We start from the raw sequence: 14,272 nt of genomic DNA, 5'->3' as shown, positions 1-14,272 counted from the left end.
GAGATCAGGACCTCGGCGCGGGTGTTGCAGCCGTCGGTGGGGTTGAGGCCGGCGTTCCAGTGGCGGAAGGAGTCGCGGTTGTAGCCGGTGCGGTCCTCGGTGGTGACGGGAAGCCGGCTGACGGCGGCGGCGAGGGAGAGGGTCTCCGCCGCGAGGGGAACGAGGGGAGCGGCGGGAGCGGCGGGGGCCGCCTGGGAGGGGGTGGTAAGGACGAGAGGGAGCAGGGCGAATGCGGTGGCCGCGGCGGCACGCCTCAAGTTCTTGATCATGCCCAGATGAATAGCAGCGGTACGCCGTCTTCGGGTGGAGACGATCGGATCATCACCCGGAAGAGCGTCTGCGGCAGTTGGCGGCCAGCGCGTGTTCCCGCGAGACCCGGTTGCTCCCGGCGAGGTTAGAGGCACTGTTGGAACCACCAGAAGACGCCACTGTCTTCTGCACCCAGTCCACGCTACGGTGCGCGGAACCTGGCCCGGCAGGGTGTGAAGAGGTACACACGAACGACCGGCGGGGCCCGCTCCGGTGATCGTCTGTCCTACGGCCTGGGTCGCGGGCTGCTCTGGCTGATCCCTCTAGCCGGGCCCAGCCCGGAAGAGCCTGGCTCGCACGCCAGGATGGGATTCGCGTTCAGTTTCGGTGGCCTGGTAGCGGTAGGACTCGCATAGCCCACCGTCCTGCTGTTGCCCGCAGGCCCAGCATGCCTTCTTGGGCGGCGTAGATCCGTCTCCTGCTATGCCTCCGCCTTCTCGTCCGCCCGGATCGGGGCGTCGGGCAGAACCAGGGCGGTCAGCCACAGCAGGGCAGCGGTTACCAGTGAGCCGGAGGAGGACAGGGGGTGGATGGACCAGGCCCACCACTCGGGGGTGTTGTCCGGTGCCACTCCGAGGAGGAGGGTCGGGCCGAAGGTGCCCAGGGGCAGCAGCCAGGCGAGGCCGCTGCCGAAGAGGCGGGCGCTGATTCCGGCGAGGCCCAGGTAGCCGATCGCGTTGCGGGCGGCGGTGCCGGCGATGTCGGCGGAGAGTCCGGTGACCATGGGGAGGGCCGTCAGGGCGGCCGCCAGCAGGGTGAGCGCGACGAGGTGGAGGCGTCGGAAAAGGGGTAGTGGCTGGGCGGCGGTGTGCTCCAGGTCGGCCATCGGGGAGTACAGCGTGCTGCCCAGGACGACCGCGAAGGCCACCGGGACGACCGCCGCCACGGGGACTCCGTAATCGACCAGGTGGCGGAAGTCGGGGATCTCCACCTGGGTGCCTGCGAGCAGCGTCGTGGCGAGGGCAAGTACCAGGGAAACGGCCGCCGCGCGGGGCAGGTTCCGGCTGCGGGCGAAGGCGAGGGCCGGGTTCACCGGGGCGGCGGGGGGACGGGGCGGCAGTCGCCGACGGCATCGGCGGCGGCGGTGAGCCATCGGTCCTGGGCGGCGGGCGGCGCGGCGAGGATGCGTTGGACGGCTTCGCCGAACTTGTCGCCGTAGTAGGGCGAGGGCACCTTCGCGCGGGCGTTCACCGCGGCTTCCAGCAGGAAGGCGTCGGGGTAGCCGCCGATCTCCGCGAGCATGGGAGGTTGGCACCCGTTCGGTCGCTGGGGGATCGCGGCGGTCAGCATGGCCCCGGTCATCGCGGCCGAGTCTACGACTGGCCGGTACACCGGCAGTTCCGCGCTGTTTGGGCCGCTGGTCCGCAGCCCCGTCTGGGCGAAGTCCCGGTGAAAGCCGGCCACGGGCCCGAGGGCCCGCTCCACGGTCCGGGCCGCGGTGCGTGCCTGGGGCAGGAGATGCCGGTCGTCGGGCCAGAGGCACGCGCGCGTGCGCCCTTCCGTCACGCAGGCGGGCTGGGCGGGCTGTTCGGCGCGTACCGCCCAGAACGGTTCACCCGCCGGAGCATGCAGGGTCATCAGTCCCGCACCGGCCGCCACCGCCGCCACCGTGATCGGTACGGCAGCGAGCGGACCCGGTGAGAGGGGCGCGCGGCGCAGCAGTGCGGGCAGTGCCAGGAGGGTGAGTGCCGCGGCCGTGCACCACAGGGTTGCGAGGAGCAGGCGGCCGGTGTTGGGCTGGAAGGTGGTGTCCCAGTGTTCGTCGACGGCTGGGAAGAGGCGGGCGAGGGGCAGGTCCGGGAAGAAGGCGAAGGCCACGAATATCAGGTACCAGAGTGCGCCCATCGCCGGGGCGGTGATTCTGGAGGGGAGCAGCGTGCCTGCGGCGACGCCCGCCGCGATCTGGAACGCCGTCATCGCGGCGCCGAGCAGCAGCGGGCTCCATACGGGTTCGGTGACTTCGCTGACGGCGGCTGTGCGCTGGTGGGCGACGGCGGCCATCACCGCGTACACCAGCAGTGACCATAGCCAGGCCGCCGCCCATAGCAGCACCGCCTGCGGCCAGCCGCCACGGGGTGTGGTGTCCGTCCAGGCGTTTGCCCGGGTGCGGCGGGCGCGGCTGGCCGTCCACGCGGCGGCGGCGCTCATCAGCGAGCCCATGACGATCACGCCGAAGATCTGGACCTTGATGTTCGTCTGGTTCCACCAGCCGATCCAGTCGCTGGTGGCGGTGTCCTCCGAGGTCAGGTACCAGATCCCGGCCACGGCCGACAGCAGGGCCACTTTCCCGGCCTCGCCGCGGCGCATCTCGAAGAGCAGTGTCCTTGTCACGCCGATACCCCGTTCCGCTCCACCACGGCCAGATAGCCGGCCTCCACCGCCGGGCCGTTGAGCGTCTCACCGTCATGCCCCTCAGCCTGCGCGCACAGCTCGACGGCCGTGCCGGTGAACCTCATCCGGCCCTCCAGCAGGACGTGGATACGGTCGCTGACCTGTGCCACGTCCTCTGCGAGGTGGGTGCTCATCACTACTGCGGAGCGTTCTCCGAGTGCCTGGATCAGGGCGCGGAACCCGATCCGCTGCGCGGGGTCCAGGCCCACCGTCGGCTCGTCCAGCAGCACCAGCGCGGGCCGGTTGACGACCGCCTGCGCGATACCGGCCCGGCGCAGCATGCCGCCGGACAGCTGCCCCATTCTCCGGTCCGCGTATTTCTCCAGCTCCACCAGGTTCAGCGCCTCCCGCACCCGCCCGGCACGCTCCGGGCGCGGCACCTTGCGCAGCCAGGCCGCGTACTCGATGAACTCCCTTACGGTGAAACGCGGGTAGTAGCCGAAGGCTTGTGGCAGCACTCCGATCTGCTCCCGCACCGCCCGCACACTTGCACGGCCGCTCACGGGTGCGCCGAGCAGCGACACTTTTCCCTCGTCCGGCTGGCGGGCTGTGCTCAGCAGGGAGAGCAGTGTGGTCTTGCCCGCGCCGTTCGGTCCGAGCAGCGCGGTGGTGCCGGGATGGAACTCGGCGTCGACGCCGCCAAGGGCGACCACGGTCTTGTAGCGGACCGTGGCGCCCTTGACAGTTGCGGTCGGCACATTGCCGGCCGCGGTGGTGTGGATTGTTACGGACACGGTTTCCTGTCAGTTCTCAGCGGCCACGTAGCCGGTGGCGCGGCTTCCGGGGATGCCGGACCATGTGGCTTCGGTGTAGTACTTACCACCGGTGGTGGTGTTCTTGTACCCGCCGCATCCGTACCCCTGGGAGTACGACCGCGACGTCGAGGCGATCTGCGGGTCGGGCATCAGTGACTTGTCCTGGTAGATGTAGGCGCTGAATGTATTGGGCTGGGCGACCGGAACGTCTCCACAGGGCTTGGCGTGCCCGGAGCTGGGTCCGTTCCAGCGGTCGCTGTCCTCGGCGGAGCCGGAGGTGGCGATGGAGAAGGGCAGCCGGCTGCCGGAGATCTCGCCGGCGACGGCGGCGGTGGCCGGAAGGGCGAGCAGGGTTGCGATCCCGGCGGTCACTATTCGCTTCGTCAAGAACATGTCACTGACTCCCTTGTAAATGATCTTCGGATGGTTGGGCTCGATGACATTAAGGGACTGCCATGTGTCATCTGGGTGACGGAAGTCACGGGTGGGACGGAATGGCCTGAAAGGCCTGCCGGGTGTCTCATGTCGCTCGCTTTTGCGGCTCTCCTGCGCCGCCGGGCGGTGATATCACTCCGGTCGGCAGCAGGCAGGCGGTGCGTCACCGTTCCAGTCAGTGATCTTCGCGCTGGGCATTGTTCAGTGGGCTGCTGCGGGAACGTCGGTGCTCGCCCGGGGCCTGGCGGCCGGAGGCTGACTGCCCCCGGGCCCGGGAATCCGGCTGGGCGGAGGGGAACTCGTCATGGGAGCGCCGCTGGATTCCCAGGCGTTCCAGTCAGACCCACACCACTCCACTTCGTCCTGCGTAGCAGCGACGCGGCCTGGCGGCAGCGCTGTCCGCGGACAGCCTTGGTCGCGGTGTGTGCGTCGTCCGGGACGACGTCGGGCTCAGGGAAACGCCCGGCGCGACAGCTCCCGCAGTTCCTTCGTCTGCCGCTCCACCACCGCCGGTCCGGATCCACCGGCGACGGCCGGACGGCCTGGCGATGCGCCTCGGCCACACGGCGGTAGCCGTCCGGGCGCGTCCGGCGCTCCACCGGAACGACGGGCGCGGCAACCCCTGTCCAGGAGTGATCCCCCGTGTCAACCAGCTTCTGGTCAGCCAGCGTGCCGACCGAACCGGTCGTTCTTGGGGTGCGGGCTGGACGCCCGCATGGCGGAGCTCCGCCGCAGCTCCCGGTACGGCGGAGCGGGGCTGGGCAGCAGTGCTGGGGAGGGTGATTGGTGTGTCAGAGGTGCTGCTCGGCCCAGACGGCAAGAAGGGTGACGGCGCTGGTTCCGATGCCGTAGCAGATGCCGCGGAGCAGGTGGACAGCGGCGGTGCGGCGGCGCCGGGCGGCCCATTGGGCGAGGTGTCTGGCGGTGTCGAGGGCGTTGCGCCGGGTGGGTTGGTGGCGCATTGATGGTGGTCCTGTTCTGCGGGATGGCGCGGGCGGGGCTTGCTCGGGTGGGGTCTCGGGTCGGTGCTGCGACAGCCTGGCGTTCGGTGGTTTCGGAGGCATGCGGGATGTCAGGTGGGGTCGTGGTGTTCCCGCTTATGGGGGTGGAGGAGGCAGTGGACGGTGGTGGGGTGGGTGCCGGTTGCCTCGGCGATGCTGTGGGCGGTGTAGCCGAGGGTGTGCAGGATGAGGGCGTCGTAGTGGAGGGGGCTGGTGGTGTCGGCGGGGAGGGGGTGGGTGCGGCTTCCGGTGGTGGCGACGAGTTGTTCCCAGGCGATGGCGGCGGGGTGTGCCTGGGCGACGATGTACGGCCAGTGGGTGGCGATGGTGCCGAGTGCGGACTGGACGGCGGCCTGGGCGGCGGCGTCGTCCAGATGGGCGCGGGCGTAGGCGAGGTAGCGGTCGGTGTGCAGGGTGTGGAAGGCCTCGTAAACGGGCGGCATCAGGAGCCTGATGGAGCGGGCGGTGCGGGGGGTCATGGCTGGACTCCGATTCCGAACTTCTTGAGCGCGGAGGCGGTTTCGGCGGGTGTGGGGTTGAAGTACTGCACGGTGGGGCCGGGGTGGGCGCTGGCGGTTTCCCAGAGGGGGCGGATGAGGTCGGGCTGCCCGCCGAGGGCGGTCACGAGGGTCTCGACCTTGGTCCAGTCGGTGACGCGTGTGCCGGAGAGCAGGCCGGTGACGTCGTGGGTGGTGAGGGTGTGGCCGGTGCGGGTGGTGAGGGTGTCGGGGGTGAGGTGGCCGGCGGCGAGGTTCATTCCGCGCAGTGCGGCGTGGAGGGTGCCGGGCTGGGGGACGCGGTAGCCGCGGGCGGCGTTCCACAGGGGGCGGAGGTCCTCGGGGTCGGCGTCGCAGGCGGCGGCGAAGCGGCGGGCGGTCTTCCAGGACGGGAGCCGCTGGCCGGATACCAGCCGGGAGATGTAGGAGCGGTGGACTCCGACGGCTCTGCCCAGGGCGGAGAAGGAGAGGCCGCTCTCGCGGTGGAGGCGGGACAGCGCTCGGGCTAAGACCGTGGCGGCGGTACCGGTGGTGGGCGGGCCCTCCGTTGGAGGGCCCGCCGGGTCACTGAGGTTCGGGGCGGGCTCGGGGTGGCGGGGGCTGGGAACCCGGGCCTCGGCGCGCGGCTTGCTGATGCCCGCGGGCAGTGACGTGCGCTTGCCACGGCGGCGGGCGTAGACCTCCTTCCAGCGGCGCAGAGTGTCGGGACTGACGTGGAGCACCGTGCCCAGCTCGGAGGACTTGATCTTGCGGTCGTGCGCCTGCTGCACCATGGCGCCGCGCAGGGTGAGGAAGGCATTGGTCGCCTGCCGAATTTCCCTCAGCGCGTCGACGGGCTGTCCGGACTCGACCAGGGAGACGAGGACGCGTACCCGCTCCTCCAGTTCCTTCGCGGTCTGCAGGGCGTAGGCGTCGTTGATGGTCTTCGGGAGGTCCTGCTGGTACTTGCGGTACCGCGTGCCGCAGTTGTCCGAGCAGTAGAGACGGCGGCGTCCGGTCGGCTTCTGCTCGAGAGGATTCGTGCAGCCGGCTGCCGGGCACTGCACGTCGTCCTGACCTTGCGTGGTCATGGGAATCTGGCCCCTTTCGGGGAGTTGCTGAAGGGAACACGGAGGTTCCCGGCGGAAACGGCATCTTTTCGTCACGGAGCACATGCTCCGGGTCTGCCAGGAGGGAACAGGTCTGCCGTCGGGGCGGGTCCGAGGGGGCACCAGGCGAGTGCGTGGTGCCCCCTCGGCCGGATCCGTCACCCGGCGGGGCCGCAGTGGCAGTACGGACGTGAAGAGGGAGATGCGGTTTCCACGAAACCGAGCGCCGGACGGGTCCGAGCGGGACCCGGCAGCGGCACGAGAGGCCGGTGGTGCCGGATTTCCGGGTAACAGGCCCGGAGAACAGCGTTGTTGACCCGAAAGACACACCCATGACGGGTTCTGACGCCTGTCCGGCACACGGTGGTACGGTCGGTAACCATCCGCAGCGTGCCGACAGGCGGCGGAGTTGGGAAAGGGTCAGGAGGCATACGCCCTCCTTGATCGGACTGGTGAACGTCGGTGAGTCAGCTCGGAGCTACGGCTGCTACCTGTGTGTCCGAGCTGACTCGCCGGACGCTACCCGCTCACCTATACGAAAACCATCGCTACTGTCCGTTAATAGGTCGATCTGCGGTTGACGCTCTCCAGCACTCATTGACCCGGTCGGATTCCATCACTCAAACGATCGAATACCGAACGCAATCGCAAATACTCGGTCACTCGGCAGTCGCCACGCCCCGGCACCGCACCACGCGCACGCCCGCGCACATCACGACACCGCCATCCGCCGCCAGAACCGCAGGACCCCAGCGAGTCGGGTGAGGCGTTCGCCGGTTATCGCCGACTACTGGTCGAGGTGCCGGCGGCTGTGGGGGCGTGCTGCGAGGGATGCGGGTTGGAGTGTGTTGCTGCCGAAGCGGTGGTTGGCGCGGTCGATGACGGGTTCCAGGCGGCGGGCGTGTTCCGTCTTGCGGTCGAGTGTGAGCTGGACCGTGCTGGCGGAGGCGTTGGTCAGGCCGGCGGCCCGGGCGGTGAGGGCCCGGATTCGTGCGCGTTGCAGGCCGAGCGTGGAGAACAGCCGGTACAGCGCCTCTTGGAGACGGGGGCTGTGGTTCGTGGCTTCGGCGAGGGTGTGTGAGCGGATCAGGGAGGTCCGGTCGGCGAAGGTGACCGTGAGCTCGATGCGGGAGGCGCAGCGCTGGGAGTGGCGGAGGCGGGTGCCGAGTTGGATGGCGAGGTTGAGGAGGGTGCGGCGTGCTTCGGCGGGGTCGAGGACGTCGTGGTCGAAGCGGTGGCGGGCGGTGATGGAGGGGGGTGGGCCTGTGGGGGTGATGCGGCGGGGGTCGTTGCCGGACGCGCGGTCGAAGAGAAGGCGGGCGGTGGAGGGGCCGGTGATGCGCTGGAGGGTGGTGGGGGGCAGGGCGGCGAGGTCGCCGACGGTGGTCAGTCCGTATGGGCGGAGGGTGCGTTCGAGGGCGGGGCCGATGCCGGGCAGGGCGCGGAGCGGCTGCTGGTGGAGGAAGGCGAGCGTGGTTGCGGGATCGGGGTCGAGGATTCGTACGGTTCCGGGTGGGGTGGTGTCGGCGGTCATGGTGGCGTGCATGCGGGTGGGGCCGCCGCCGATGGCGGTGGTCAGTCCGTAGCGGGCCATGATCCTTGTCTGGATGAGGTCGGCGAGCTGGGCGGGGGTGCGCTGCCAGTAGCGCAGGGCGCCGGTGATGTCGAGGAGGGCGCTGTCGGGCGGGAGGGCCTGGACGGCGGGGGTGATGTCGCCGAGCACGGTGAAGAGCTCGCGGTAGGTCTCGAAGGAGGGGTGGGTGAAGCGTGCGTGGAGGATCGCGGTGGTGGTCATCCGGCGCTCCCTGGGCTGGCGTGCCACAGGCGTCCGGCTCCGCCGGGCCGGGTTTCGGGCGTCGGGTTGTCCGTGGTCCGGGGTGATGCCGTGGGCGGCTGGGTGGTGGCGAGGAGGCGGCGGATGGCTGTGTGGCCGCCGTCCTGGTGGGCCTGTGCGAGGTCGGTGAGGTTCCAGGCGCGCCGGCCGACGACGGTGACGCTCTTGCCCCGTCGCTGGACCTGGCCGCGCACGAGCAGCAGCCAGTGGTGGAAGACGGTGTGCGCGACGTCGGCGTGGGTGTTGTCGAAGAAGGCGAGGTCGATCACCCCGGCGGCCGAGCCGTCGTCGAGGGAGACGAAGATCGTTCGCCTGCCGGACCGGACGGGCGGGGTCTGGATGGCGACCTTGGCACCGGCCACGAGCACGGTCTCCCCGGTCGGGACTTCGTGGAGCAGGCGGGCGGGGGTGACGCCCAGCTCGGAGAGCAGCGTGCGGTGGGAGGTCATCAGGTGCCGGGAGGTGTCCATGCCGGTGATGTCCAGCTCGGCGTCGAGTTGTTCCTGTTCGCTCATCACGGGCAGCCCGGTGGGCCCGGGGGGTGCTCCCGGGTCGGTGGTGAGGGTGAGCTGGGCGGGCGGCGCTGCCCGGGTGTGGCGGTGGAGTTCGTCGAGCTGGAGGAGGAGTTCGCGGCGGTGGGCGCCGTGGGCGATGGAGTCCAGGGCGCCGATGCGGGCCAGGCGCTGTGCGAGGGGGCGGGAGGGGCGGGCGCGGGTGTGGAAGTCGGGCAGGTCGGTGTAGGGCTTGCCGTCGGCGATGCGCCGGGCCTCGGTGTCGGTGATGCCGTGGACGTCGGCGAGGGAGATCCGCAGGCCGAGCGTGCCGTCGGGCAGCTGCTCGGTGCGGTAGCGGGCGTCGGAGTGCTGGACGTCGGTGTTCAGGATCGGCACGCCGCGGCGCCGGGCGTCGGCCAGGACCAGGCGCTTGGGGTACATGCCGGGGTCGTGCTCCAGCAGTCCGCAGTAGAACGCGGCCGGGTGGTGGGCTTTGAGGAACGCGGACTGGAGCGTGGGCAGCGCGAACGCGACGGCGTGGCTTCTGGCGAAGCCGTAGGCACCCATCGCCTTCAGGGTCTGCCAGACCTGGTCCACCGTCCGCGGCGGGTAGCCGGCCGCGTCCGCCCGCCGGCGGAACCAGGCTTCCAGCGCGGGCAGGCGGCCGGGGTCGGACAGGGCGCGCCGGGCTTCCTCGCCCATGGCGAGGTCGGTGCGCGTCAGGACCGAGAAGACGGCGGTGACCTGTTCGTTGAAGACCACGACGCCGTACGTCGCGCGCAGCGCGGGTTCGAGGTCGGGGTGGGGGCAGGCGGGGCGGCTGTGGCCGTGGCGGGCGAGGAGAAAGGGGCGGATCATGTCGGCCTTGACCGGGCCGGGCCGGAAGAGGCTGATCTGGGTGACGAGGTCCTGGAACGTCTCGGGCTGCAGGCGGCCGATCAGATCGCGCTGTCCTGGGCTTTCGAGCTGGAAGACGCCCAGGCTCTCGCCGGTGCGCAGCAGTTCGAAGGCGCCGGGGTCGTCCAGCGGCACCTGCTCGCGGTCGTCGAGGTCCAGGGTGCGGCCGGTGGTCCGCCGGATCTCCGTCACGGCGTATCCCATCGCGGACTGCAGCCTGACGCCCAGAACGTCGAGTTTGAGGAGGCCCATGCGTTCCACGTCGTCCTTGTCGAACACGCTCATCGGCAGGCCCTCGCCGGCGGTGGGCAGGACGGGGGTGCGGTCCAGCAGGGAGTCGTCGGACAGCAGGAGACCGCAGGGGTGCATGGCGATGCCGCGGGGCAGCGCGTCCAGGCCCTCGACGAGGTCCCACAGCAGGCCGTAGCGCTCCGCGCGCCCGGCCAGGGACCGCAGTTCGGGCAGTTCGCGCATCGCGGAGCGGGCGTCACGGGCCCGGATGTGGGGGAAGGACTTGGCCAGGACTCCGACCTCCGCGGGGTCCAGGCCCAGCGCGAGCCCTGCGTCGCGGATCGCGTGCCTGACCCGGTAGGTCTCCGCCATGGAGACGGCGGCGACCCGCTCGGGGCCGAAACGGTCCAGAACCGCGCGATAGACCTCGAGCCGGCGGGCGCTCTCGACGTCGATGTCGATGTCCGGCAGAGACCGGCGCCTCAGGCTGAGAAACCGTTCCATGATCAGTTCGTGCTCCAGCGGGTTCGCCACGCTGATGCCGAGCAGGTGCACCACCAGGCTGCCCGCCGCGGAGCCCCGGGCCTGAACCCGGATCCCGAGCGCCCGGGTGTCGTCCACGACCTGGGCCACGGTCAGGAAATACGACGGCCACCCGAGCGTGTTGATCACGCGCAGCTCCTCGGCCAGCCGCTCGCCCATGGCGGGCGAGCGGTCGTAGCCACGGGCGGCCAGCACCGCCTCGCAGCGCTCGCGCAGCACCCGCGCCGAGGTCCCCGGCGCTGCTCCCACCAGGCGTTCCTCGGGGAAGAACACCCGCCCCAGCCCCAGGTCGGAGGCCGGGTCCAGGCGGCAGTCCTCGGCGGTGCGGGCCGTGGTGGCCAGCAGATGCGCGGCACCGCCGTGGTCCTGGCCCGCGGCCCGGGCGACTTCCTCGGCCAGGGCGGCCATCGCCGGGGCGTCCTTGAGCCAGCGCTCGCCGTTGTCGGTGCGCCCGGGGCGGATCGGCATCAGCAGCCGGGCGGAGTCCAGGACGTCGGCGACCGGAGCCCGGTCCGCGTCCGCGTAGCGCACGGCGTTCGTCAGCACGCACAGCAGGTCCAGGTCGCGGGCCAGGCCAGCGGTGCGGGCGGCCAGGCGCAAAGAGCCCGGGCCGGTGCCGGTCCGCCGGTGGTGGACGGCCTCCAGCCGCAGGTGGGGGCCGAACAGCTCCCGCCACGGCCGCAGGAGGGCGACGGCCTGGTCGACGCGTCCGGCGGCGAGGGCGCGGAGCGGCTCGGACGCCGGACCCAGGAGGGCGGTGATCCCTTCCGGGTGGGCCCGCAGGGCCTCGAAAGGGACGACGGGCTGTCCGCCGCCCGCCTGTGCCCGGGCAGTGTGGCCGGCGCTGATGATCCGGCTGAGGTTCGCCCAGCCGGTGCGGTCACGGGCGAGCAGGACGATCCGGGGAGCGGACTCGTCGACGAACGCACCACCGAGGGCCGGGACCCTGACACCCCTGGCGGGCGGTGCCGGAGCTGTTCGGGAGACGGCGAGATCGGCCCCGAACAGTGGCCGGACCCCGGCCTTGACACAGGCGTCTGCGTGCCGGACCGCGCCACTGACGGTGTCCCGGTCGGTCAGCGCCATCGCACGGAGACCGCGTTCCGCGGCGCGCTCGGCCAGAGCAGCAGGCATCGAGGCCCCGTACCGGACGCTGTGCCCGGACGCCACATGCAGATGCGTGAACACCGTGCCGCCTCCTCGTTCAAACCCCCTTCAGTCCGGTCCCGGTCCCCTGCTCCGTTCTCCCACCATAACCACATTTCGAACTCTTGTGCGAATATGCGTGACAGCGGAAGGCCGCCCTGGCCCGTGACCTCCCGAAGGCAACCGGCCCCGCACCGGCCAACCGCTCAACGGCCCGGCCGAGTTGCCCCATCAGCGGTCCCCCGCAGGCGCGAGCAAAGCCCGCCCGCCGCTCCCACCTCTGTCGGCGGCACAGGTCGGCGGACCCCGGCGGCACGGGTGCGCCTCCATGAGCCCCTGCCAGTCGCGCAGGGACACCGACGGCCGGGAGCCCGCACTCCCATGCCCGCTATGGCTGGCATCGCTGGAGCGGCATCCGCCTACAGAAGAACCGGCTGAAAATGCCGACGCCTCAGGGAGGGTGTTCTTAGGACACCCCTGAAAGGTTTCTCGCCATAAGGAGTGGCAGCCCTTTTCCCTTTCAAGGGCTGGGATTATTTTGCCATCACAGACAAACTGCGACGAGGGAGTGACCTCATGATGATCTCAGTGGCACGATGGTTGGCGTTTTCGGCCATGATCGCCGTAAGCGTTATCCCCGCAGGGGGCGCAGCTGCGGCGGTGCCCGTTCAGATTACGGATTCATGCGGAACCGTACGAGCGACGACCGATAACTCCCAGGGGCTGCGCGGTGGAACTGTCCAGGCAACCGTTTGCCGAAGGGCTGACGGAAGCGCCTATTTTCACATTGCGTACAACAACTACGTGGAAGATCACCAAGCGGATGGCGTAGCTGCCCGTGCCTGGGTTAACACGCCCGGCGGCATCTACGGTCCGATTGGGGTTGACAGCACATCCACTCCCGGCGGGACTTCCATTTCATGGAATTCCTCCAACAACTTCAACAGCTACGTCAACGTCTGGGTCTGCCTTGGAACGCAATCACCAACCAACGCAAGTCCAACGTGCGCCTACGGCACCTTCTGACGCAGTGATGTCATTCGTGTAACTAGCTGTCAGATCTACTGGAAGGAGTGTGTGAAGCATCATCGACTAAGGCCCTGCGAGCCGTCGTCACCGCTTTAAAGCTTTTACATGATCACTGACGTGGAAAGTACGGCATCCCCTATGAGATCACAACTGGTGGGCAGCAGCTGATTCCCGATCCTCATCGATCAGGTCGGCCGAGCACTTCCGCGGAGAGTGGGTGTCGGCGTCCAGGCCGAGTGCCCTGACACGACTTTTCCCCGCCAGCGGACCCACCGGCCGTTCCCTCCACACCGCAGCCCAGGATCCCGCCTCGTACAGAGCGAACCGACCGCGCAGTCCCTCAGCGCCGAGCACCGCTTCGACCGCGACACCCTCACCCCCGGCGACCACCGCCGCGCCCTCCTCGAACTCGCCGCAGACCTCGGCGGCCGGCTGCGCGACGCCGGCCAGGCCGCCGACGGCCTCACCCTCACCGTCCGCTACGCCGACCGGACCACCACCACCAGGACCCGCACCCTGCCCGAACCCACCCACCACACCCGCCCCCTGGCCGCCACGGCCTACGCCCTCCACGAGAAACTCGGACTCCAGCGCGCCCGCGTCCGGGCCATCACCCTCCGGGCCGAGTCACTGATCCCCGCCGCGGACACGGCCCGGCAACTCACCCTCGACCCCGACGACGACCGGTCCATCACCCTCGAAGCCGTCACCGACCGGGCCAGGGCCCGCTACGGACCCGGCACCATCAAACCCGCCACCCTCTCCACCCCCCGTCCGAACGCCTCCCCCGCCCGGCCGGCCCCACCGACCTCCCCTCGGGGCCCCGCGACACCGGGCCTACCCTTTTGTCGGTGAAGCGGGTTAATGTGCCGGATCGGACGATCACGAACGGAGTCCGGCATGGAGACCGCCGCCCCACCACGCCGCCCCGGCCGCCCGCCGGGCACCCTGACCGGACACAACGGACTGACCGCACGCCAGGAAGCGATCCTCGACGCGATCACGGACTCACTCGAGCGACGGGGGTATCCCCCGTCCATGCGGGAGATCGGGACCCTCACCGGACTCTCCAGCACCTCCTCCGTGGCGCACCAGATATCCATGCTGATGCGCAAGGGCTTCCTCCGCCAGGACCCTCACCGGCCGCGCGCCTACGTCCCGACCCGCCCCCACGGCACCACGGACACCGGGCACCCGGCAGCGGACTTGGGCGTCGAGGTACCGGTCGTCGGCCGGATCGCGGCCGGAACGCCGATCACCGCGGAGCAGTGCGTGGACGACACCTTCACCCTCCCCCGCCAAATCGTCGGGAACGGTGATCTTTTCATCCTGGCCGTCGTGGGCGAGTCCATGATCGGAGCGCACATCGCCGACGGAGACCACGTAGTCGTCCGCGCCCAGCCATCGGCCGAGAACGGCGACATCGTCGCCGCCCTCCTGGACGGCGAAGCCACCGTCAAACGACTGCGCCGCGAGGACGGCCGGATATGGCTGATGCCCCACAACCCCGCCTTCGAGCCGATCCCCGGCGACCACGCCACCATCCTCGGCAAAGTCGTCGCCGTACTGCGCCGCACCACCTGACAGCCTGCCACCAAGCACCGCCGCCGTCGGATACAGGG

The 14,272-nt window shown here is 70.3% G+C and carries 12 protein-coding genes and 1 pseudogene; 3 read left to right on the top strand and 10 right to left on the bottom strand.

What is annotated here, in order from left to right; genetic code table 11:
• The 10 genes and pseudogenes from ABD371_RS34075 to dnaE form a co-directional block, all read right to left on the bottom strand.
• Positions 1–269, bottom strand: a pseudogene (locus ABD371_RS34075) (HNH endonuclease); the annotation flags it as partial.
• A gap of 461 nt (positions 270–730) precedes the next feature.
• Complete coding sequence (locus tag ABD371_RS34070) at positions 731–1,342, bottom strand: hypothetical protein (protein WP_344486025.1); 612 nt, start codon at positions 1,340–1,342, stop codon at positions 731–733.
• Positions 1,339–2,640 (bottom strand): DUF7224 domain-containing protein, encoded by a 1,302-nt coding sequence (locus ABD371_RS34065; protein ID WP_344486022.1) that lies wholly within the window; start codon positions 2,638–2,640, stop codon positions 1,339–1,341. Before ABD371_RS34065 ends, ABD371_RS34070 begins: the two co-directional genes overlap by 4 nt.
• Complete coding sequence (locus ABD371_RS34060) at positions 2,637–3,434, bottom strand: ATP-binding cassette domain-containing protein (protein WP_344486019.1); 798 nt, start codon at positions 3,432–3,434, stop codon at positions 2,637–2,639. Before ABD371_RS34060 ends, ABD371_RS34065 begins: the two co-directional genes overlap by 4 nt.
• Before the next feature lie 9 nt (positions 3,435–3,443).
• Positions 3,444–3,848 carry a hypothetical protein gene (locus ABD371_RS34055; RefSeq protein ID WP_344486016.1) on the bottom strand — a complete coding sequence of 135 codons (405 nt, stop codon included), beginning with the start codon at positions 3,846–3,848 and terminating at the stop codon, positions 3,444–3,446.
• 833 nt (positions 3,849–4,681) lie between these two features.
• The gene (locus ABD371_RS34050; RefSeq protein ID WP_344486014.1) at positions 4,682–4,852 is read right to left on the bottom strand and encodes a hypothetical protein; all 171 of its coding nucleotides are present in this window, start codon (positions 4,850–4,852) and stop codon (positions 4,682–4,684) included.
• Between the two features lie 110 nt (positions 4,853–4,962).
• Entirely contained in the window at positions 4,963–5,370 is a 408-nt protein-coding gene (locus ABD371_RS34045; protein ID WP_344486011.1) for a hypothetical protein, read from the bottom strand.
• Positions 5,367–6,458 (bottom strand): helix-turn-helix domain-containing protein, encoded by a 1,092-nt coding sequence (locus ABD371_RS34040; protein ID WP_344486008.1) that lies wholly within the window; start codon positions 6,456–6,458, stop codon positions 5,367–5,369. The genes ABD371_RS34045 and ABD371_RS34040 overlap by 4 nt, the downstream gene beginning before the upstream one ends.
• A gap of 805 nt (positions 6,459–7,263) precedes the next feature.
• Entirely contained in the window at positions 7,264–8,271 is a 1,008-nt protein-coding gene (locus ABD371_RS34035; protein WP_344486005.1) for a DNA polymerase Y family protein, read from the bottom strand.
• Positions 8,268–11,609, bottom strand: a complete 3,342-nt coding sequence (gene dnaE, locus ABD371_RS34030; protein WP_344486037.1) for a DNA polymerase III subunit alpha — start codon at positions 11,607–11,609, stop codon at positions 8,268–8,270. The genes ABD371_RS34035 and dnaE overlap by 4 nt, the downstream gene beginning before the upstream one ends.
• Before the next feature lie 588 nt (positions 11,610–12,197).
• Between dnaE and ABD371_RS34025 the strand changes: the two genes are divergently transcribed.
• The 3 genes from ABD371_RS34025 to lexA all read left to right on the top strand — a co-directional run bounded on the left by ABD371_RS34025 (position 12,198) and on the right by lexA (position 14,234).
• Positions 12,198–12,647, top strand: coding sequence for a hypothetical protein (locus tag ABD371_RS34025; RefSeq protein ID WP_344486002.1), 450 nt, complete (start codon positions 12,198–12,200; stop codon positions 12,645–12,647).
• A gap of 216 nt (positions 12,648–12,863) precedes the next feature.
• A complete protein-coding gene (locus ABD371_RS34020; RefSeq protein WP_344485999.1) occupies positions 12,864–13,505 on the top strand; it encodes a DinB/UmuC family translesion DNA polymerase in 642 nt (213 codons plus the stop codon).
• A gap of 45 nt (positions 13,506–13,550) precedes the next feature.
• Complete coding sequence (lexA, locus tag ABD371_RS34015) at positions 13,551–14,234, top strand: transcriptional repressor LexA (RefSeq protein ID WP_344485996.1); 684 nt, start codon at positions 13,551–13,553, stop codon at positions 14,232–14,234.
• Positions 14,235–14,272: the final 38 nt, after the last annotated feature.

The sequence above is a fragment of the Streptomyces amakusaensis genome, from assembly GCF_039532665.1.
Lineage (GTDB): Bacteria > Actinomycetota > Actinomycetes > Streptomycetales > Streptomycetaceae > Streptomyces > Streptomyces amakusaensis.
This window is presented reverse-complemented; position numbering and strand designations above follow the sequence as displayed.

Excerpts from the sequence above, each read along its gene's own strand:
- ABD371_RS34055 (WP_344486016.1), bottom strand. The coding sequence starts at position 3,848 with ATGTTCTTGACGAAGCGAATAGTGACCGCCGGGATCGCAACCCTGCTC.
- ABD371_RS34050 (WP_344486014.1), bottom strand. The coding sequence starts at position 4,852 with ATGCGCCACCAACCCACCCGGCGCAACGCCCTCGACACCGCCAGACAC.
- ABD371_RS34045 (WP_344486011.1), bottom strand. The coding sequence starts at position 5,370 with ATGACCCCCCGCACCGCCCGCTCCATCAGGCTCCTGATGCCGCCCGTT.
- ABD371_RS34040 (WP_344486008.1), bottom strand. The coding sequence starts at position 6,458 with ATGACCACGCAAGGTCAGGACGACGTGCAGTGCCCGGCAGCCGGCTGC.
- ABD371_RS34035 (WP_344486005.1), bottom strand. The coding sequence starts at position 8,271 with ATGACCACCACCGCGATCCTCCACGCACGCTTCACCCACCCCTCCTTC.
- dnaE (WP_344486037.1), bottom strand. The coding sequence starts at position 11,609 with ATGCCTGCTGCTCTGGCCGAGCGCGCCGCGGAACGCGGTCTCCGTGCG.
- ABD371_RS34025 (WP_344486002.1), top strand. The coding sequence starts at position 12,198 with ATGATGATCTCAGTGGCACGATGGTTGGCGTTTTCGGCCATGATCGCC.
- lexA (WP_344485996.1), top strand. The coding sequence starts at position 13,551 with ATGGAGACCGCCGCCCCACCACGCCGCCCCGGCCGCCCGCCGGGCACC.